Consider the following 19,282-nt stretch of genomic DNA (forward strand, 5'->3'; position numbering starts at 1 on the left):
GCCGGGCCGTGAGCGCTCGACGCCCCGCCCCCCGCGTCGGCCGCCGCGACCGGATCGCCGCGGCGCGCGCTCCGGCCGATGGCTGACGGCGGAGAGCGCGCCTTTCGGTGGGGGATGCGCCGGAACCCTCTCGACTCCTGGAGCGACGCTCGCCATGAAGTCGATGGTGGCGAGCGAGGCGAGAGCTCTCGCTGACGGCCGCGGCGGCGCCGCGCCACCAGGAGACGGGAGATGAAGCGCGATCTCAGGAGCACTCGACCCATGTTCTGCGCCGGGCTGCTCATCACCGCGGCCGCGGGGGGCTGCAACGCGATCATCGGGCTCGAGGTCGGCGAGCTCGACTCCTCGACGGGCGGCGCGGGCGCGACCGCTTCGAGCGTGTCGGCCGGCGGCGCAGGAGGCGAAGGCGGTCGCGGCGGGGGCGGCTCCGGCGAGGGCGGCGCCGGCGAGGGCGGCTCCGGCGAGGGCGGCGCCGGCGAGGGCGGCTCGGGCGGCGGGAACGAGGCGTTGTGCAGCTACACCCGCGAGGGAGCCGTCCGGGCACCCTCGGGAGAGTGGGGCAAGCTGTCCGGCCTGTCGGTCGTCGGCCTCACGGCGCGAGACGGCGAGGTGACGGCCCTGATCAAGGAGAGCCGGGAGCTCGCCAGCGAGCCCACCAAGATCAGGACGGGGTTCTCGGTCGCGAGGTGGAGCGCGTCCGGGGTCCGCGATAGCGCGTACGGGACGACGACCGGCGACATGCTCGGCAGCGTCTCGGCCGAGCACCTGGCCGTCGTCTCGGACCTCGCCTATGTGGCCGCCTGGTCGGAAGCTCCCCTCACCTTGCTCGCGTCCGGCGGCAGGTGCACCGCCAGCGCGGGCGCGGACACCGGCCGCAGGCCGAGCTTCCTGCTGGCGCTCGACGCGCTGGGCAAGTGCAGGTGGGCCTGGAGCGTGGAGGCCGAGTCCAACGCCCACCCGCTCGGGCTCGCGGCGACGGCCGACCGGGTCGCCTTCGCCGTCTCGCGATCACGGGCGACGAGCGCGACCACCGACGATTGCGTCCTCGGGGCCGCCGACCAGCGCGGGGTCACGGATCTCGTGACCTTCAACGCAGGCGGCAGGTGCCGGTGGAGCCGCGCGCTCGGATCCTCCGCGGCCGTGCACGTCGCGGAGGTCATCGCCGCGCCGGAGACCGGCGAGGTGCTCGTCGTCGGCGACTACGATGCGCCGGACGGGCCGCTCGCCATCCAGGGGAGAACGCTGCCCCGCGCGCCGGATCGCGACCTGTTCGTCGCGCGCTTCCGGCTCGATGACGGCGCCCTGACGGGCCTCATCCCGCTCACCGCCGCCGGGAGCCAGGCGGCGGCGCGGCACGGGTCCGCGCTGCTCCCGGGCGGCGACGTCGTGGTCGCCGGGACCTACACCGGGCCGTCCTTCAGCTTCGAGGACGACTGCCCGCTCCTTCCTCCCACGGGAGACACGGAGAACTCGTTCGTCGCGCGCGTCTCGAAGGAGGGAGTGGTCTGGAGCCGCGGGTTCGGCGACGAGAAGCGAGATCAGATGGTCGTCAGTCTCGCGGTGGACGGAGCTGGCGCGATCTACATCGCCGGGACGCTCGAGGGCGAGATCGCCCTGGGGAACGGCGAGAGCCTCACGGCCGGGGCGGACGAGCTGCAGAGCTTTCTGATCGTGCTCAATCCCGGCGGCAACGTCCTCTCCGCGACCGCGTTCGCGGGGACAGGCACCGTGGGCGTGTGGGCGGTCGCGCCGGGCGCGACGATCCGCGATCCCTTCACCATCGGCGGTGAGCTGACGGAGACGTTCTCTCTCGTCCCCAGCGACCATTCCAGCCCTGCGTCGGGCGAAGGGTTCATCGCCCGGGTGAAGGGGTTGCCGTGAGCGCCATGCGCGGACGCCAGCGCACCACACGAGCAGTCCATGACATTTCCGCACGACGACACGGAGCCTGCGACCGGACCGCAGCGGCGCGCATTCCGGCCCGGGTTGACGAAGGGGGGACTGGCAGCTTCCATGAGAGGATGCGCTCGCTTCACCGCCTCTTCCTGTTCTGCCTGGCCCTTCCTGCCGGACTCAGCTGTGGATTCCCCGACGCCACCTTCACGGAACGCTCCAGCACCGGCACGGGCGACGGGAGCGGCGCCACGGAATCGGCGAGCACCGCCGCCGCGTCCTCGGGCGCGGCGGGCCCCGGCGGCGGCTCGGCGACCTCCAGCGCCGGCGGGAACGGCGACGGCTCGACGGGCGCCGGCGGCGACGCGCCGGGCGCTGGCGGCAGCTCCGCGGGCTCGGGCGGTGGCTCGGCGACCTCCGGCGCGAGCGCCGGCCCGGCGACCTCCGGCTCGGGCGGCGGCTCGGCGACCTCCAGCGCGAGCGCCGGCCCGGCGACCTCCGGCGCCGGCGGCGGCGCGACGACCTCCAGCACCAGCGCCGGCCCGGCGACCTCCAGCGCCAGCGGCGGCACCGTCGACTGCGACGCCGACGGGGATGGCTATCTGTCGACCGCGTGCGAGGGCGGCGACGATTGCAACGACGACAACCCCTCGGTCCACCCGAACCAGCCGAGCACCTTCTATGACACGCCGATCCCTCCGGGACGCAGCTTCGATTACGACTGCAGCGGCGTGGAGGAGACGGAGTTCGACGCGGTCAAATGCACTGGCCTGCTCGTCTGTACCGCGAAGAACAACGTGTTCCTGAGCGACGTCGCGTGCGGAAGCCGGGGCCCGTTCGGCTCCTGCGACCTCACCTGCAAGTCGACCATCACTTTTCCCAATTACGTCAGGGAATGCCATTGAGCCCGCGCTGCCTCGGTGGCGGATCGAGGATGCCACGCAACGGAGAGCCGACCCGATGAGACCCGAACCGCGTGCCATCCGGTCCGTCGTGTCGTGCGCCTGCCTGCTCGCCGCGGCGGCGGGAGGCTGCAACGCGCTCATCGGGCTGGAGGTCGGCGAGCTGGCTCCGTCGGAGTCCAGCGCGGACGCCGCCTCGGCCTCCTCCTCCTCGGGGGGCCCTGGCACGGGAGGCTCGGGCGCCGGTGGTACGGGCGCCGGTGGTGCGGGCACCGGGGGAGCAGGCGGCGATGGCGGCGGCGGAGGCAGCAGCGGCGATGGCGGGGGCGGCGGCGGGGGCAGCGGCGGCGGGGGTCCGCTGTGCAGCGACGCCGAGGGGACCCTCGTCGAGCCGTCGGCCAGCTGGGGAGCGACGCTCGGCTTCGACGTCGGCGATCTCGCGGCGTCGGACGGCGCGTTGACGGCGGTCATCACGGAGGTCCTCGACAGCGGGGCGTTTCGCTTCTCGGTCGCGAAGTGGACCTCCGGCGGGACCAACGATTCCCGGTACGGGCTGTCGGCGAACGATGTCTGGGGCCTGCACCTGGCTGCGAGCAACGGCGCCACCTACGTGGCCGGGGAGGCCGCGGGGGCCACCAATCTCCCCGGTGGGCTCCTCGACGCGTGCCGCGTCGGCCCTCCGCTGGTCGCCACCAGCTACACGACGAGCTTCGTCGCGGCGCTCGACGCGAACGGCCGTTGCGGGTGGGCGTGGAGCCTCGACGCGCAGCACAACACCACGGCGCGCGCCATGGCGGCGAGCTCCGAGGCGGTCGTCTTCGCCGTCGACGTGTCGGACGCCGCCCGGAGCTTCGGCCCGTGCGAGCTGAAGAGCGTCCCGGCGGAGTCGGCGCTGCTCGCCGCGCTCTACCCGGCGGACGGCGCGTGCAAGTGGCAACACCGCCTCGGGCCGCGGGCGGCCGTGACCGTCAAGGCGCTCCCCGTCAACCCGAAGGCGAGCGGCAACCTCGTGACGGTCGTGGGCGACTACGAGTCGCTCGACGGAGCGGTCACGTTCGGCGGGGACACCCCCTTCGCCGCCGAGCAACGCGACGTCTTCGTCGCGCGCTACGCGGCGATCAGCGGCGCTCTCGTGGACGTGACCACGCTGAGCCTCGAGGGGGATCAGCAGGTGGCGCAGCACGGCGCCGCGCTGCTCCCGGGCGGCGACGTCGTGATCGCCGGCTCGTACCGGGGGGTCGTCGACTTCGGCGGCGGCTGCCCGGCGTTGCCCGACGCGGGGGACACGGAGAGCTTCTTCGTCGCGCGCGTCTCGAGGAAGGGCGTCGTGTGGAGCCGCGGCTTCGGCGACGACAAGGAGAGCCAGGTCGCGGCCGGCGTGGCGGTGGACGGCGCGGGCGCGATCTACGTCACGGGGGAGTTCACGGGCGAGATCCCGCTGGGGAGCGCCGGGAGCCTCACGACGTCGCAGAAGCGGGCGGGGTTCCTGATGCGGCTCGACGCGCAGGGCAACCTGATCTCCGCGGCCAAGGTCGAAGGAGCCGGCACCGTCGCCCTCCGCGTCGTCGCGGTGGACGGGGCGCTCGGCGGGCCCGTCTACGTCGCCGGCACCGTGACGGGCGCGCTCCACCTCGACGGGCTCGACGCGCCGCTCGGGAGCGAGAGCGACAACGAGTCCCGGGGGTTCATCGCGAGGCTCTCCGGCGCGCGCTGATCCGGGGGACCACCGGAGGAACACAACCGCGGACGACCTTGGGCTTCTTCCCTGGTGCCGGACAGCGGACAATGGATAGGTCGACAATTTCAATGACTTGACGGGCGCGCCGACGTCGTCGCGGTGCGCGGGGCTTCCCGGGGCGCGCACACGCCTGAACGCGCCAGCGAGGCCGCGCCGCTCAGCGATAGTGACCGGAACGTACGGCTCACGGCGGACACTACGGTACTCGAGGCTGCTCTGCACGGCAGTCCGACCACGGCGACACGGACCTGGGACGCCAGGCGGCAGGTGGAAGGCTAACCTTGTCGAGCGCTGATCGCGAGGTCGCGCATGCTACCGTCCGTTCCCATCATGGAAGGTTCGATTCTGCGGCACATCGTTGCAAGCGATGGGACGCGCATCGCGTGGCACACGCACCAGCGCCCAGGCGGCGAGGTGCAGCTGCGAGATCGACCGCCCGTCGTCCTCACGAGCGGCCTCAGCACGACGGAGAACTTCTGGAAGCACCTCGTCAGCGCCCTCGCAATGACGACCCACCTGGTCCACTGGAGCTACCGGGGTCACGGGCAGAGCGAGATAGCGCGCTCGGGCGACTACGCCATTCGGACCCACGCAGACGACCTTCTACGGGTGACGGAGGCGGTCCGTGCTCGCAGCACGTTCGCCGGCGCGCCGGTGCACATCGCCTTTTCCATGGGCGTCACAGTGCTGCTCGATCTCTATCGCCGCCGCCCTGATCTCGTGCGCGCGATGGTGCTCATCGCCGGCGGCGCCGATCACCCCTACGCGTCGAGCGCCGCCTTCCGGATCCCCGGCGCGCGCGCGGCCCTCCGTGTGGCGCTGCGGACAGCGGCCCCCATCGTCCCTCGCGTTGCGCCGGTCGTGCGCCGCGTCACGGCGTCCAGGGCCCTCTTCCCCCTGGGCCGGGCCGCGGGCGTCTTCGGGCCCGAGGCGCCTCGGGAGGAGCTGGAGCATTTCCTCCGCGCCGTCGGGACCATGGACCTCCGCGCTTACTGGACGTCTCTACGGTCGTTGATGGAGGCACGCGCGTCGGACGTCCTCCCCCATGTGCGGGTGCCGGTCCTGGTGATCGCGCCCGAACGCGACGTGATGGCCTTGCGGGCCGATCTCGACACGCTGCGCCGCCTCATCCCGGGTGCCCAGTGGATGATCGTGCCCCGCACAGGCCACGCGATGCTCCTCGAGGCAGGGGGTGTGGTGTCGGCCCGCATACGGGAGTTCTTGCTCGGCCTGCAGTAGCGGCACCTCCACTCCGCAACCCTGCGGGGCGGCAAGCAGGAAGACATGGAGTTCAGACGCCATACAAGCTCAAAGGAAGCTGTGAAAGCCCTCTACGGCACTTGGCTCCCCTGGGTCGACGTGCCCGGATTATTGATGCCGTTCATTACCGAACGAAACGACGAATCCATCGTCGGAGGCCTCTCGGCTGAGCTGCGCGACCCCTTTATGGGCAAGCCTACGAGCATCAGCGCTTCTCGCGGCAGCGGTGCCTTCCCGGGCAATCTCCGCGCTGGGCTCATCGTGGCCTCGGCCATCCCCCTGTCGATGCTCTTCGCCGTTCGGATGCTGCGCGCCGGCGAGGCGGGGGGCCGGCCGCGGCGCCCCGGCACCGGGGGGGGGTGTCCGGCGTCCACGTGGCGATCCGCCTCGTCAACCGGGTCGCGGGGTACACCCTTGATGGGGTCCTCTTCGTCGTCGAGCAGCAGATGGAGTCGGCGGGGACGGCGGGCGAGGGCGAGGCCAGCGCGCCGGGCGAGGGCGAGGCCAGCGCGCCGGATGCGCCGGCTGGCCGTCGAGGGACGGAACACGTCGGCCCGTGACCCGGAGGATGCCCGCGAAGTAAGGCCAGATCCCGTCCTCAGACAGAATGAGTGAGCGCTCACTCTTGACGAGTGAGCGCTCACTCCGGTACACGGGACGCATGGCACCACCTAGCCGGCGAGCTCCTCCCCTGCGTCCGGAGGAGCGTCGCGCGAGCATCATCGCCGCGACGATCCCGCTGCTGCGCTTGTACGGCCGCAACGTGACGACGGCGCAGATCGCGATGGCTGCGGGTACCGCGGAGGGGACGTTGTTCCGCGTGTTCCCCGACAAGGAGTCGCTGATCCAGGCCGCGATCGCGACCCTGTTCGATCCGACGCCGACGCTGCGAGAGCTGGAGCGCATCGATCTCGCGGCGCCGCTGCGCGATCGCTCGATCCAGGCGGTCGAGATCCTGCAGCGCCGCGTCGAGGGCATCTGGCAGCTCATATCGATGCTCGGCATGACGATGCCGCCCCCCATACGCCCCGAGTCCGGGTGCGCTCAGACGCCGCGCCAGGATGAGCAGGTTCACGTGCAGCTCGAGCGCCTGTTCGAGGCGTCGCGCGACGAGCTGCGCTGCGATCCGGCGTATGCAGCGCGGCTGCTGCGCATGATGACGTTCGCGGGCACCCACCCGCGGATCACCGACGGCATGCCCCTGACCGCCGCGGAGGTCGTGGCGATCCTGCTCGATGGTATCCGCCGCCGCCCCGAAGAGGAGGAGCCTTGCTGAGGCAGCTATTGGGCCGTTTCCTGCGCCCGCAGGCGCGCTTGCTCGCGCTCGTCGTCGCGCTCCAGCTCGTGGCGACGCTCGCCTCGCTGTACCTGCCGAGCCTGAACGCCGACATCATCGATCAGGGCATCGCGCTCGGTGATACGTCGCGGATCCTGGAGCTCGGCGCGATCATGCTCGCGATCACCGGCGTCCAGATCGTCTGCTCGGTCGCCGCGAACTACGCCGGCGCGCGCGCCGCGATGAGCTTCGGTCGCGACCTGCGCGCGGCGGTGTTCCACCGCGTCGGCGCGTTCTCCGCGCGCGAGCTGTCGCGGTTCGGGGCGCCGTCGCTCATCACGCGCACGACCAACGACGTCCAGCAGGTGCAGATGGTGGTGATGATGGGCTGTACGATGCTCGTCCTCTCGCCGATCATGTGCGTCGGCGGCATCGTGATGGCGCTGCGCGAGGACGAGTCGCTCGCCTGGCTGCTCGCGATCGCGGTGCCGCTGCTCGCGGGCGCCGTCGTCGCGATCATGTCGCGGATGGTGCCGCAGTTCCGGCGGATGCAGCCCCTCATCGACACGGTGAACCGCGTGCTGCGCGAGCAGATCACCGGCGTGCGCGTGATCCGCGCCTTCGTGCGCGAGCGCGCCGAGGCGGCGCGCTTCGAGCACGCGAACGGCGACCTCACCGAGACCGCGCTGCACATCGGGCGCCTGCAAGCGCTGATGTTCCCGACCGTGATGTTCGTGTTCAACGCTTCGAGCGTCGCCGTCCTGTGGTTCGGCGCGCACCGGATCGCGGACGGCACGCTCGCGATCGGCTCGATGACCGCTTTCCTCGCCTACCTGGTGCAGATCCTGATGGCCGTGATGATGGTGACGTTCATGGCCGTCATGCTGCCGCGCGCGGCCGCGTGCGCGGAGCGCATCGTCGAGGTGCTGGACACCGAGCCGTCCGTGCGCGCTCCCGACCAGCCCGTGACGCTCGTCGAGCCGGCCGGCCTCGTCGAGCTGCGAGACGTCGAGTACCGCTATCCGGGCGCCGAGCTGCCCGTCCTGCGCGGCATCTCGTTCGTGGCGCGCCCCGGGCAGGTCACCGCGATCATCGGCAGCACCGGCTCGGGCAAGACCACCCTGCTCGACCTGATCGCGCGGCTCATCGATCCGACGAGGGGCGAGGTCCGGCTCGACGGCGTCGACGCGCGCATGCTCGCTCTCGACGCGGTGTGGTCGTGCATCGGGCTCGTGCCGCAGCGACCCTTCCTGTTCTCCGGCACGGTGGCCTCGAACCTGCGCTACGGCGACCCCGCGGCGAACGACGAGCAGCTCTGGGCGGCGCTCGCCGCCGCGCAAGCGCGCGACTTCGTCGAGGCGATGCCGCGAAGGCTCGACTCGCCGATCGGTCAGGGCGGCACGAACGTCTCCGGCGGCCAGCGCCAGCGGCTGTCGATCGCCCGCGCCCTGCTGCGCCGGCCGCGCGTGTTCCTGTTCGACGACGCCTTCTCCGCGCTCGACGTCGCGACCGAGGCCCGGCTGCGGGCCGCGCTCGCCGAGCGCACGCGCGCCGCCACGGTGATCATCGTCGCGCAGCGCGTGTCGAGCATCGTCGACGCGGACCAGATCCTCGTGCTCGACAACGGCGAGATCGTCGGCCAGGGCAAGCACGGCGAGCTGCTCGCGTCGTGCCCGACGTACGCCGAGATCGTGGCCTCGCAGCGCGAGACGGCGGTGGCCGCATGAGCGCGCGTCACGCTGGTCCCCCTCCCGCCGCCCCCGCGGGGGCGCGCTCCCCGATCCTGCCGCGCGGCCCCTTTGGCATGGGGGCCGCGCCGCCCCAGAAGGCGAAGCAGTTCGCGCCTTCCGCGCGGCGCCTCCTCGGCCGCCTCGCCCCCGAGCGCGTGCGCCTCGCGGTCGTGCTTGCTTGCTCGCTGCTCAGCGTGGGGCTCGGCCTGACCGGTCCGAAGCTGCTCGGCCACGCGACGGACATCATCTTCTCCGGCGTGATCGGCGCTCGCCTCCCGGCGGCCGCCACGAAGGCCGAGGCCATCGCCGAGCTCCAGCGCTCCGGCCAGGCGCGGCTCGCCGAGCTCGTGGGCCACATGGACGTCGTACCCGGCCGCGGCATCCAGCTCCGCGAGCTCGCCGAGCTGCTCCTGCTCGTGATGGTGCTCTACGCCGGCGCGTCGCTGTTCGCCTGGCTGCAGGGCTACCTGCTCAACAAGGTCGTGCAGAGCACCGTGCGGCAGCTCCGCACCGAGGCGCAGGACAAGCTCGCCATCTTGCCGCTCGCCTACTTCGACGGCCGCCCGCACGGCGAGCTCTTGAGCCGCGTCACGAACGACATCGACAACGTCGCGCAGGGCCTCCAGCAGACGCTGACGCAGATCATGAACGGCGCGCTGACGCTCATCGGCATCGTCGTCATGCTCGTCGTGATCTCGCCGGTGCTCGCGGTGATCACGCTCTTCACCGTGCCGCTCTCGGTGCTCACCACCGCGGCGGTCGCGAAGCGCGCGCAGGCGAAATTCGTCGCGCAGTGGGCGCAGGTCGGCGTGCTCAACGGCCAGATCGAGGAGGCGTTCACCGGCCACTCGCTCGTCAACGTGCTCGGGCGACGCCGCGACGTCGAGGCGCGCTTCCAGTCCACGAACCAGGAGCTGTTCGAGACCAGCTTCCGCGCGCAGTTCATGTCCAGCATCATCATGCCGGCGGTCAATTTCGTCGGGAACCTGACCTACGTCGCGATCGCCGTCGTCGGCGGCCTGCGCGTCGCGTCGGGCGCGATGCTGCTCGGCAGCGTGCAAGCGTTCATCCAGTACTCGCGCCAGTTCTCTCAGCAGCTCGGCCAGCTCGCGTCGGTCACGAACGTCCTGCAATCGGGCGTTGCCTCCGCAGAGCGGGTGTTCGAGCTGCTCGACGAACAGGGACAGTCCCCCGACGCCACCCCGCCCGCGGCCCTGCCGAAGGTCAGCGGCGAGGTCCGGTTCGAGCACGTCACGTTCCGCTACAAGCCCGACGAGCCCCTGATCGAGGACCTCGATCTCACGATCATGCCAGGCCAGACGGTCGCGATCGTCGGCCCGACCGGCGCCGGCAAGACCACGCTCGTGAACCTCTTGATGCGGTTTTACGAGCTCGACGGCGGTCGGATCCTGATCGACGGCGTCGACATCGCGCGCCTGCCTCGCCGCGAGCTGCGCGCGAAGCTCGGTATCGTGCTGCAGGATACATGGCTGTTCTCTGGCACGATCCGCGACAATATCGCCTTCGGCAACGCGGCCGCGACCGAGGCCGACATCCAGGAGGCCGCGCGCGCGGCGCACGTCGACCGCTTCGTGCGCGCCCTGCCCGCCGGTTACGATACGGTCATCAACGAGGACTCGGGCAACCTGAGCGCCGGCGAGAAGCAGCTCATCACGATCGCCCGCGCGTTCCTCGCGAACCCGGCGATCCTGATCCTCGACGAGGCGACCTCCTCGGTCGACACCCGGACCGAGGTGCTCGTCCAGCGCGCGATGGCCGCCTTGCGCGCCCAGCGCACGAGCTTCGTCATCGCGCATCGCCTTTCGACGATCCGCGACGCCGACATGCTCCTCGTGATGAACGCAGGGCGCATCGTCGAGCGCGGCACGCATGCGGAGCTCCTCGCCGCAGGGGGCCACTACCACGCGTTGTACCAGACCCAGCTCGCCGGCAACGGCGGAAGCGGCGCGCAACTCGCGGGCTACTCTGCTGCGCTCAGTCGATGACCGCGGTGGCCTCGACTTCGACAAGGTGCTCGGGGTCGGAGAGCGCGCTGACCCCCAGCAGCGTGCCTGGCGGCACCGGGGTGACTCCCAGCTTCGCGGCCGCCCGAGCGATCCCCTCCAGCAGCAGCGGCATCTTGTCGGGAGTCCAGCCGACGGCGTAGATGGTCAGCTTCGCCACGTCATTGAAGGAGCCGCCAACCCCGGCCAGGGCGGTGGCGACGTTGAGATAACACTGCTCGACCTGAGCGGCGAAGTCGCCCCTGCCTATCGTCCTCGCGTCGGCATCCCAGGCGACCTGGCCTGCGATGAACACGAGCTTCGACCCGGTGGCGATCGCCACCTGTCGATACGCCTCGATCTTCGGTAACCCGCTGGGGTTCACCAGGGTGATGGCCATGCTGCCTCCTTCGTCCTCTCCCTGCGCGCAGGGCGGAATGCCCCGCCGCGCGCTGGTTAGATGTACCCGCCCCGCCGCGACAGGTAGACCCACGGCGCCAAACGAGCCGATCAGCGCTGCTATACAATCGCGCCATGAACCGCGCGACGGACCGCTTCGAGGGTCTGACCGTCTTCCTCACCGTGGCGAGGCACCGCAGCTTCCGCGCCGCCGCCGCGGAGCTCGGCGTGACCACGGGCGCCGTGAGCCAGGCGATCCGCGCGCTCGAACGCCGCGTCGGCCTCCCGCTCTTCTCGCGCACGACGCGCCGCGTGGGGCTCACCGAGGCCGGCGAGCGGCTGCACGAGCGCCTCGCGCCCGCGGCCGGGGAGATCAGCGCCGCGCTCGAGGCGCTCGACGAGCTCCGCGGCCAGCCCGCGGGGCTGCTCCGCCTCACCGTCCCTCGGACGGCCGTGCCCTTCGTGATCGAGCCGGTGCTCCCGCGCTTCCGCCGCGCTTACCCCGACGTGGCCGTCGAGATCTCGGTGGACGACGCCCTGGTCGATCTCGCCGAGAGCGGCTTCGACGCCGGCGTGCGGCTCGGCGAGGACCTCGCCCAGGACATGACCGCCGTGCGCCTGACGCCGGATCTCCGCTGGCTCGTCGTCGGCGCACCGTCGTACTTCGCCGCCCACGGCCGCCCGGAGGACCCCGAAGATCTGCTCGCCCACACGTGCATCCGGTACCGATTCCAGAGCTCCGCGCTCTATCGCTGGGAGTTCGTGCGCGATCACCGCGAGATCACCGTGCACGCTCCTGGCACGCTCACGGTGAACGACGCCAATCTGGCGGTGTCCCTTGCGCGCGACGGGCTCGGGCTCGCGTACATGTTCGATCTGGCCGTCGCCGAGGATCTGGCGAGCGGGGCGCTCGCGACGGCGCTCGAGCGCCATGCGCCGACGGGGCCCGGATTCTTCCTCTACTTCCCCGCCCGCGCGCAGACGCAGGCGAAGCTGCGCGCGTTCATCGACATGGCGCTCGCCGTGCTCATGCCCAAGGGCCGGCGGAAGCCGAATGAGACGCGCGCCGCCTCGTGACCTCCCCGGGCGCCTCCAGCGACCCCCCGCCGCTCACCGCGCGCGCTGGCGCTGCCAGGCGACGATCCGCGTCACCGCCTCGTCGACCTGCTCGACCGGGGCCGCGAAGGACAGCCGGACGTACCGCGCGCCGCCGATGCCGTCGAAGTCCGTGCCCGGCGTGAGCGCCACGCCCGTGTCGGCGAGCAGCCGCTCGCACCACGCCACCGAGTCGTCCGTGCCGACGTCGGCATAGAGGTAGAAGGCGCCGTCGGGCGGCGCGACCTTCCAGCCGAGCTCGGGCAGCCGCCGCAGCAGCAGGTCGCGCGCCGCCGCGTAGCCCTCCACCAGCCGGTCCGCCTCGGCGTATGCCTCCGGGGTCAGGGCCGCGAGCGCCGCGTGCTGCGCCAGGGCGGGCGGGCACAGCGCGAGGTTCCCCGCCAGCGCGTCGACCGTCGGGACGAGCTCGGGCGGGAGCACGAGCCACCCCAGGCGCCAGCCCGTCATGGCCCAGTACTTCGAGAAGCTCGAGACGACGACGGCGCCCGCGTCGACGTGGCGCGCCGCCGTCGCCTGGCGCCCGGCCCACGGGCCGTACGTGAGGCCGTGGTAGATCTCGTCGCTCACGAGCCGGACGCCGTGCTCCGCGCACCAGCGCGCCATCGCGTCGAGCTCCGCGGCGTCGACCATCGTGCCCGTCGGGTTCGCCGGGCTCGCCAGGATCACGCCGTCGAGCTTTCCACCGTCGCGCGCGGCCATGAGGTGCGACGTCGTCAGCTGGAACCGGCTCTCCGGGCCGCACGGCAGCTCGACCACCTCCACCCCGAGGGAGCGAAGGATGTTCCGGTACGCCGGGTAGCCCGGGCGAGCGAGCGCCACGCGGTCGCCCGCCTCGAACGCCGCGAGGAACGCGAGCAGGAACCCGCCCGACGACCCGGTGGTGAGCGCGACGCGCGACGGGTCGAGATCCACGCCGTACCAGCGGCCGTAGTGCTCCGCGAGCGCGCGGCGCAGCGCCGGGATGCCGAGCGCCTCGGTGTACCCGAGGTCGCCCTCCGCCAGGAGCGCGGCCGCGCGCGCGCGCACGACGGCGGGCGCCCCCGAGCCCGGCTGGCCCGCGCACAGGCTGATGACCGGCTCACCCGCCGCGCGCCGCGCGTTGGCGGCAGCGAGCACCTCCATGACAGCGAACGGCGGCACCTGCGAGCGGCGGCTGATCCTCACCCGACCATCCTTCTCCCCCGCCGAAGACAGGCCATTTACAGCACGGAAGCTCCGCTGTCAGCAGAGGAACTTCGATGGCTGAGGCAGGACATCCGCCTCAGTCGCTCGCGAGCGCGCGCGAGGCCACAAAAGCGAGAACGCGGCCGGTAGGGGCCGCGTTCTCCATCGTCGCTCGCCGCGACGGCGCGTCCGCTCAGGCGATGAGCGGGGCGATGAGGAGCGACACGACGCCCATCACCTTGATGAGGATCGAGATGCCGGGGCCCGAGGTGTCCTTGAAGGGATCGCCGACGGTGTCGCCGACGACCGCGGCCTTGTGGGCGTCGGAGCCCTTCGCGTGGCCGTCGAGGCCGCCCTTCTCGATGTGCTTCTTGGCGTTGTCCCAGGCGCCGCCGCCGTTCGCCATCATCAGCGAGAGCACCGCGCCGACGACGAGGGCGCCGGCCAGCGTGCCCGCGAGGACCTCGGGGCCGGCCACGAAGCCGACGACGACCGGCGCGAGCACCGCGATGGCGCCGGGCGCGATCATCTCGCGGATGGCGGCCGACGTGGCGATGTCGACGATGACCTTCGGCTGCGGGTCGACGCCCGGCTTGCCCTCGAGCAGGCCGGGGATCTCGCGGAACTGACGGCGGATCTCCTCGACGATCGCCCCGGCCGCGCGGCCGACGGCGGTCATCGTGAGCGCGCCGACGAGGCACGGGAGGAGCGCGCCGAAGAGGAGCCCCATGAGGACCTTCGCGTCCGTCAGGTAAAGCACGAGCTCCGGCAGGCCCTTCGCGCGGCGGACCGCGTCGACCTCCATGTTGAAGGCGGCGAACAGCGCGACGACGGTGAGCACTGCCGAGCCGATCGCGAAGCCCTTGCCGACGGCCGCGGTGGTGTTGCCGACCGCGTCGAGCTCGTCGGTGATCGCGCGGACCTCCTTGCCGAGGCCGGCCATCTCGGAGATGCCGCCGCCGTTGTCGGCGATCGGGCCGTACGCGTCGACGGTCATGACGATCGCGGTCCCCGCGAGCATGCCGACCGCGGCGAGCGCGATGCCGTAGAGGCCGAGGTAGTGGTTCGAGATCCAGCCCACGGCGACGAGGGTCATGAGGGGGATCGCGACGCTCTCGAGGCCGACCGCGATGCCGCGGATGACGTTGGTGCCGGGGCCGGTGAGCGAGCTCTGGGCCACCTTGTGGATGGGGCCCATCGACGTGTAGTAGTCGGTCACGAGGCCGACGATGGCCCCGCCCGCCGCGCCGGCCGCGAGGGTGATGACGGTGCCGGAGCTGAAGCCGAGCCCGGGGAGGATGCCGGCCGCCGCGAGCACGACGAGGAACGGCGGGACGATGAGCGCGAGGCGCAGCACCCGGGCCGGCGGCAGGTTCTTGAGCGCGCGCGTGATGAAGATGCCGACGACCGAGACCGCGAGGCCGATCGTGGCGAGGAGCAGGGGCAGCGACACGGCCATCGCGCGGAGCTCCTGCTCGCTCACCGACGGGGCGAGCTGCTGCAGCTTGGCGATCGGCAGCGTGAGGCCGAGCGCGATCGCGGCGACGACGGCGGCCACGTAGCTCTCGTAGATGTCGGCGCCCATGCCCGCGATGTCGCCGACGTTGTCGCCCACGTTGTCGGCGATGACGCCCGGGTTGCGGGGGTCGTCCTCGGGGATGTTCGCCTCGACCTTGCCGACGATGTCGGCGCCGACGTCGGCGGCCTTCGTGTAGATGCCGCCGCCGATGCGGGCGAAGAGCGCGATCGAGCTCGCGCCGACGGCGAACGAGTGGACGATCGTCGCGAGGTGCTCGTGGCTGCGGAACAGGGCATAGATGCCGCCCAGGCCGATGAGGCCGAGCCCCGCGACGCAGAGGCCCATGACGGCGCCGCCGTCGAGCGCGGTGACGAGCGCGGTGGGCTTGCCGTGCGCGCGGGCGGCCTCGGCCGTGCGAACGTTGGCGTACGTCGCGGCCTTCATGCCGAAGAAGCCGGCGATGAGCGACAGGAACGCGCCGGCGGCGAAGGCGCCCGCGGACAGGAGCCCGAGCGTCGCGGCCAGGAGCGCGAAGACGGCGGCGGCGTAGACGGCGAGCACCTTGTACTCGCGCGCGAGGAAGGCCATCGCCCCCTCGCGGACGTAGCGCGCGATGCGCGCCATCGTCTCGTTGCCTTCAGGGGCCTTCTTGACACGCACGTAGAAGGTGCGTGCGACCATGAGCGCGACGGCGCCCGTTACGAGCGACTGGTACGACAATGCATCCACGGGTGATGGTCCTCTCGATCGCCCCCGGCCGGAGCGAGCGCCGGCTCACTTGTCCGTCCACGACGGCGGATCAAGTAGGAAATTGCGCTGCCTCGGTTCCAGACGGCCGCCCGGGGCGAAATCTTGAGCTGGCCTCCGGGAACCTGGCGTCCGCAACGCCGGTCTTGCTGGCTCCCGCGCAAGCCATCGGAGACCGTGACATCGGAATATTACAGATAGAAACGACGCGCGCGACGGCGACGAGAGAGAGCGCGCGTCGACGCGCGGAGCACGGGGGCGATCCAGCGGCGCGTCCGACGACGGCCAGCGCTACTCGAGCAGCGCGAGCGTTCGCGGATCGGGCTCGCCGCCGCAGTACTTGTCGAGCGCCGCGAGGAACGCCCCCTCGTCGGGGGCCGCGCGGGAGAACAGGGTCATCGACGAGCAAAACTTCATGTCATCGGGGCTATCGAAGATGTCGTAGAGCGAGCGCCCCTCGATCTGGTTCACGAGGCGAGCGCACTCGATCAACCTCGGACCGAGCGTCGGGTGCTGCAGATACGCCTCGGCTTCGGCCTTCGAAGCGATGCCGTACCTCTGGGCCATGGCGCTGTGGCCCAGGCCCTTCAGCTGCGGAAAGATGAACCACATCCAGTGGCTGGTCTTCTCTCCTCGGCGCAGCTCGGCCAGGACGCGGGCATAGACCGGAGCCTGCGCGTCCACGAATCGTTGCAGGTCGTGCGGATCGGACATGGGCGCTCCTCGACCCCAAGAGTAGCGTTCGATCGGGCCGCTCGACACCGCGGATCGTCGCGCGCCGATCACAGGCCCGTGTGCGTCCCCGTGATCCAGACGGTCGCGTGGGAGCCGTCGGGCTGCGTGGCCCAGGTGCGGACCCGGTACTTGCTCGTGGCGACCTGCTGCGCGGTGCCGTAGTTCTCGTGGAAATAGACGAACGCCGGCGTCGAGCAGTGCCCGCGGCCGGCCAGCGGGCTGTCCCAGATCCATGCGCCCGCCTGCTCCTTGTACGTGAGCTGAACGAACTGGCTCGTGGCCGCGTCCCAGCGCTGCACGCGCGTGGCCATCTTGGTGTTCGCGCACTCGCTCATCGCCTGCGACGCGTCGCTCCACGAGGTGGAAGAGGCCCCCCAGAAGGACGGCTGCACATCGAAGCGGTAGGTCTCCGGGATCTGGTGCTGGTAATAGCCCGGCACGGGGAAATCCACGATCGTCGTCGCTCGATCCTGCCCGATATCAGGACAGATGCCGTCGATCCACTGGTAGGCGCGGACGTAGTTCTCGCTTGCTCCGACCGCGGTGAGCTGCGCGCTCGTGAAGTTCGGGTCGGTCCCCATCGCGCAGGGGTCGGGGTTTCCGCCGAGCGCCTCGGCGCTCTCCACGGTGTCTTCCTCATCGATGCTGCCGTCGTCCGCCGCGACGCAGCCCGTGACCATCGAGAAGGTGATGAGACCGAGACAGAGATGATACGCAGCGATCTTCATGGTTCGACTCCCCTTGGTGTGCCGGCCTCTCGGCCGCGCCCGCACTCCAACAGAGAGCAGGGAGCGTGCCTGCGACGATCCCCTGAGCGCTCCCGTGCCTTCGATGATCTCGCAGCGCAGGATCGCGATGCGGGCCGTGGGGCAGACCGCCGCTCGCCCCCAGCGATGGAGGCGGCAGCCTCCTCCATCGGCAGGGCGGTGAAGGCTTGCGCCTCCACCTCGGCGGGAGCCTTGGTGAGGTCGGTCCGTTCGTGCCTGTCGAGCCGGCGCTCGATCCCGGCTGGTGAACGCCAGGGCCGCGATCGTGGCAACGGGGACAGGGACGATCAAGGAGCGTGGTAGGACGCGACCTGCCCCTGGTAGCGGTAGTCGCCGGCGTTGGACCAGAACACGCCCTGCCCCTCCGGGGCGATGACGCGCCAGGGGACGGGCTGTCCGAACGCCAGCAGGACGGTCCTGTTGCTCTCGAGATCGTGCGCGTTGACGCTGCGGTTCCCGCGCGTATCCGTCGAGAACAGCGTCGAGCCCCGGAGGGCCAGCCCCGACATCGAGCTCCCCTGATGGACCAAGGTCTTCTGCCCTCCGGCGATGGGCGCCTTGAAGACGCCGCCGTCGCCGGCGTTGGCCCAGTAAACGAACTCCGCGTCCACCGCGATCCCGGCCGGCTCGGCCTCGTCGTCGGCGATCACGGTGACCTCCCCGCCCGACTTCGCCACCTTGTAGACCTTGTTGGTCGCGGCTCCGCCGGTCCAGTAGAGGTTCTCTGCGTCCTGCGCGAGGTACGCGGGCCTCCCGGCGTCCGACGCGAGGACGACCGGCTCGCCGCCGTCGAGCGGCATCGTGTAGATGTTCCCGCCGTCGCCGTCGCCGAAGTAGAGGGCCGACGCGTCGCCGATGACGCTCACCACATAGCCGACCTGGGCCAGCGTCTCCACCTCCAGGCTCGCCTTGTCGACGCGCCGGAGCGCCGAGGGGATCACGGGATCATCGTCGCCGCCGCTCGCCCAGTACACGTGGGAGCCGTCGACCCACAGCGCCTTGGGATCGGGATCGGCGGGGATCATCGCCTCTGGCTCGGCGGTGCCCAGCCTCACGCGGTAGATGAACCCGTCGTTGTTGTCCCCGGTCGCGACGTCCTCGGTTCCGCCGCTCGCGAAGTAGAGAAAGGACTCGTCGGCGGCCAGCGCGCTCGGGTAGCGGTGCTGGCTCGCCATCGGGGTCGGCAGGATCATCCCGGGATAGATCCTGGAGAGGCGGTCCGTCTCCGTGACGACGCTGTCCCTGGAGACGTCGTGTCGCGCGAGCGGCGCGAAATCGTCCGAGCCCTCCTGCGCGGTGAAGCCATAGGCGCCGAGGACCGTGTTTTCGCCAAGCTCCGCCTTGAGCTCGACGGTGATCGGCAGCGTGAGCGTGATCGGCCTGGCGAAGGTCAGGCCCTCCGGGCCGAGCACGTACATGGGCCCCACCGCGCCCTCGGGCGCCTCATCGATGCGCTCGATGGTGATCACCGTGTCCTCGCTCACCGCGCCTGGCGGCACGTCGATCGTGAAGCCGTCCTCCGCGGTGAAGGTCGCGCCCTGCGCATCGACGGAGAACTGCTGCCCGGACCCCGGCTGCGCGCCGGTCCCCGACGTGGCGCCGCCGCTCGCGTCGCTGCCGTTCACGTCGCCGCCGCTCGCGTCGCTGCCGCCCGCGTCGCCGCTGCCCGTATCGCCGCCGCCCGTGGACCGATTGCCCTTGTCCGTCCCTCCGCACGACGCGCTGCTCAGCGCGGCTGCCGCGCACGCCAACACCATGAATAAGGTCCTTGTCATCGTTTCGCTCCTCCGCGGGCGGTCGTCGCCGCCATGTCATGGAAGGCCATGGTTCTGCCGAGCTCGCCATGGGGGCGGCTGCGACATCACCCTTGATCAGACAACAGCGTAGCGCCCGATGAGACGGTGGCGAGCTGAGCCAGAGCAGGTGAGAGACATACAGTCTTTACCTGTCAGGGTTATCCCAGGCGTCCACTCGCCATGCCCCTTACCCATCGTGGTTGTCCCACGTGTCCACTCGCTACGTCCTTGCCCGTC

Annotated in this window: 15 protein-coding genes; 9 read left to right on the forward strand and 6 right to left on the reverse strand. The window is 71.3% G+C overall.

What is annotated here, in order from left to right:
* Window positions 1-231 precede the first annotated feature (231 nt).
* The 8 genes from WMF19_RS32050 (at window position 232) to WMF19_RS32085 (ending at window position 10,805) form a co-directional block, all read left to right on the forward strand.
* Window positions 232-1,881: a hypothetical protein gene (locus WMF19_RS32050; RefSeq protein WP_437893853.1), complete on the forward strand. Its 1,650-nt coding sequence runs from the start codon at window positions 232-234 to the stop codon at window positions 1,879-1,881.
* A gap of 140 nt (window positions 1,882-2,021) precedes the next feature.
* Window positions 2,022-2,798: a hypothetical protein gene (locus tag WMF19_RS32055; RefSeq protein ID WP_437893854.1), complete on the forward strand. Its 777-nt coding sequence runs from the start codon at window positions 2,022-2,024 to the stop codon at window positions 2,796-2,798.
* A 55-nt stretch (window positions 2,799-2,853) separates the two neighbouring features.
* Entirely contained in the window at window positions 2,854-4,509 is a 1,656-nt protein-coding gene (locus WMF19_RS32060) for a hypothetical protein (protein ID WP_437893855.1), read from the forward strand.
* A gap of 354 nt (window positions 4,510-4,863) precedes the next feature.
* Entirely contained in the window at window positions 4,864-5,772 is a 909-nt protein-coding gene (locus tag WMF19_RS32065) for an alpha/beta fold hydrolase (RefSeq protein WP_437893856.1), read from the forward strand.
* A gap of 395 nt (window positions 5,773-6,167) precedes the next feature.
* Window positions 6,168-6,353 (forward strand): hypothetical protein, encoded by a 186-nt coding sequence (locus tag WMF19_RS32070; protein ID WP_437901784.1) that lies wholly within the window; start codon window positions 6,168-6,170, stop codon window positions 6,351-6,353.
* A gap of 101 nt (window positions 6,354-6,454) precedes the next feature.
* The gene (locus WMF19_RS32075; protein ID WP_437323680.1) at window positions 6,455-7,069 is read left to right on the forward strand and encodes a TetR/AcrR family transcriptional regulator; all 615 of its coding nucleotides are present in this window, start codon (window positions 6,455-6,457) and stop codon (window positions 7,067-7,069) included.
* Window positions 7,063-8,796: an ABC transporter ATP-binding protein gene (locus tag WMF19_RS32080; RefSeq protein WP_437893857.1), complete on the forward strand. Its 1,734-nt coding sequence runs from the start codon at window positions 7,063-7,065 to the stop codon at window positions 8,794-8,796. Before WMF19_RS32075 ends, WMF19_RS32080 begins: the two co-directional genes overlap by 7 nt.
* Window positions 8,793-10,805 (forward strand): ABC transporter ATP-binding protein, encoded by a 2,013-nt coding sequence (locus WMF19_RS32085; protein ID WP_437893858.1) that lies wholly within the window; start codon window positions 8,793-8,795, stop codon window positions 10,803-10,805. Before WMF19_RS32080 ends, WMF19_RS32085 begins: the two co-directional genes overlap by 4 nt.
* On the opposite strand, the gene WMF19_RS32090 is transcribed toward WMF19_RS32085, so the two are convergent.
* Window positions 10,795-11,202, reverse strand: a complete 408-nt coding sequence (locus WMF19_RS32090; RefSeq protein ID WP_437893859.1) for a RidA family protein — start codon at window positions 11,200-11,202, stop codon at window positions 10,795-10,797. The genes WMF19_RS32085 and WMF19_RS32090 overlap by 11 nt on opposite strands.
* 134 nt (window positions 11,203-11,336) lie before the next feature.
* On the opposite strand from WMF19_RS32090, the gene WMF19_RS32095 reads away from it, so the two are divergent.
* The gene (locus WMF19_RS32095) at window positions 11,337-12,278 is read left to right on the forward strand and encodes a LysR substrate-binding domain-containing protein (protein WP_437893860.1); all 942 of its coding nucleotides are present in this window, start codon (window positions 11,337-11,339) and stop codon (window positions 12,276-12,278) included.
* Between the two features lie 33 nt (window positions 12,279-12,311).
* Here WMF19_RS32095 and WMF19_RS32100 read toward each other — a convergent pair whose 3' ends face one another.
* The 5 genes from WMF19_RS32100 to WMF19_RS32120 all read right to left on the reverse strand — a co-directional run bounded on the left by WMF19_RS32100 (window position 12,312) and on the right by WMF19_RS32120 (window position 19,024).
* Entirely contained in the window at window positions 12,312-13,481 is a 1,170-nt protein-coding gene (locus WMF19_RS32100; protein WP_437893861.1) for a pyridoxal phosphate-dependent aminotransferase, read from the reverse strand.
* A 193-nt stretch (window positions 13,482-13,674) separates the two neighbouring features.
* Complete coding sequence (locus WMF19_RS32105) at window positions 13,675-15,729, reverse strand: sodium-translocating pyrophosphatase (RefSeq protein ID WP_437293578.1); 2,055 nt, start codon at window positions 15,727-15,729, stop codon at window positions 13,675-13,677.
* Between the two features lie 309 nt (window positions 15,730-16,038).
* Entirely contained in the window at window positions 16,039-16,461 is a 423-nt protein-coding gene (locus tag WMF19_RS32110; RefSeq protein ID WP_437893862.1) for a DUF1810 domain-containing protein, read from the reverse strand.
* 68 nt (window positions 16,462-16,529) lie between these two features.
* Window positions 16,530-17,210: a hypothetical protein gene (locus tag WMF19_RS32115; RefSeq protein ID WP_437893863.1), complete on the reverse strand. Its 681-nt coding sequence runs from the start codon at window positions 17,208-17,210 to the stop codon at window positions 16,530-16,532.
* 326 nt (window positions 17,211-17,536) lie between these two features.
* Window positions 17,537-19,024 (reverse strand): DUF5050 domain-containing protein, encoded by a 1,488-nt coding sequence (locus WMF19_RS32120; RefSeq protein ID WP_437893864.1) that lies wholly within the window; start codon window positions 19,022-19,024, stop codon window positions 17,537-17,539.
* Window positions 19,025-19,282 lie beyond the last annotated feature (258 nt).

Source organism: Sorangium sp. So ce124 (genome assembly GCF_051525235.1).
GTDB classification, from domain to species: Bacteria; Myxococcota_A; Polyangia; order Polyangiales; family Polyangiaceae; genus Sorangium; species Sorangium atrum.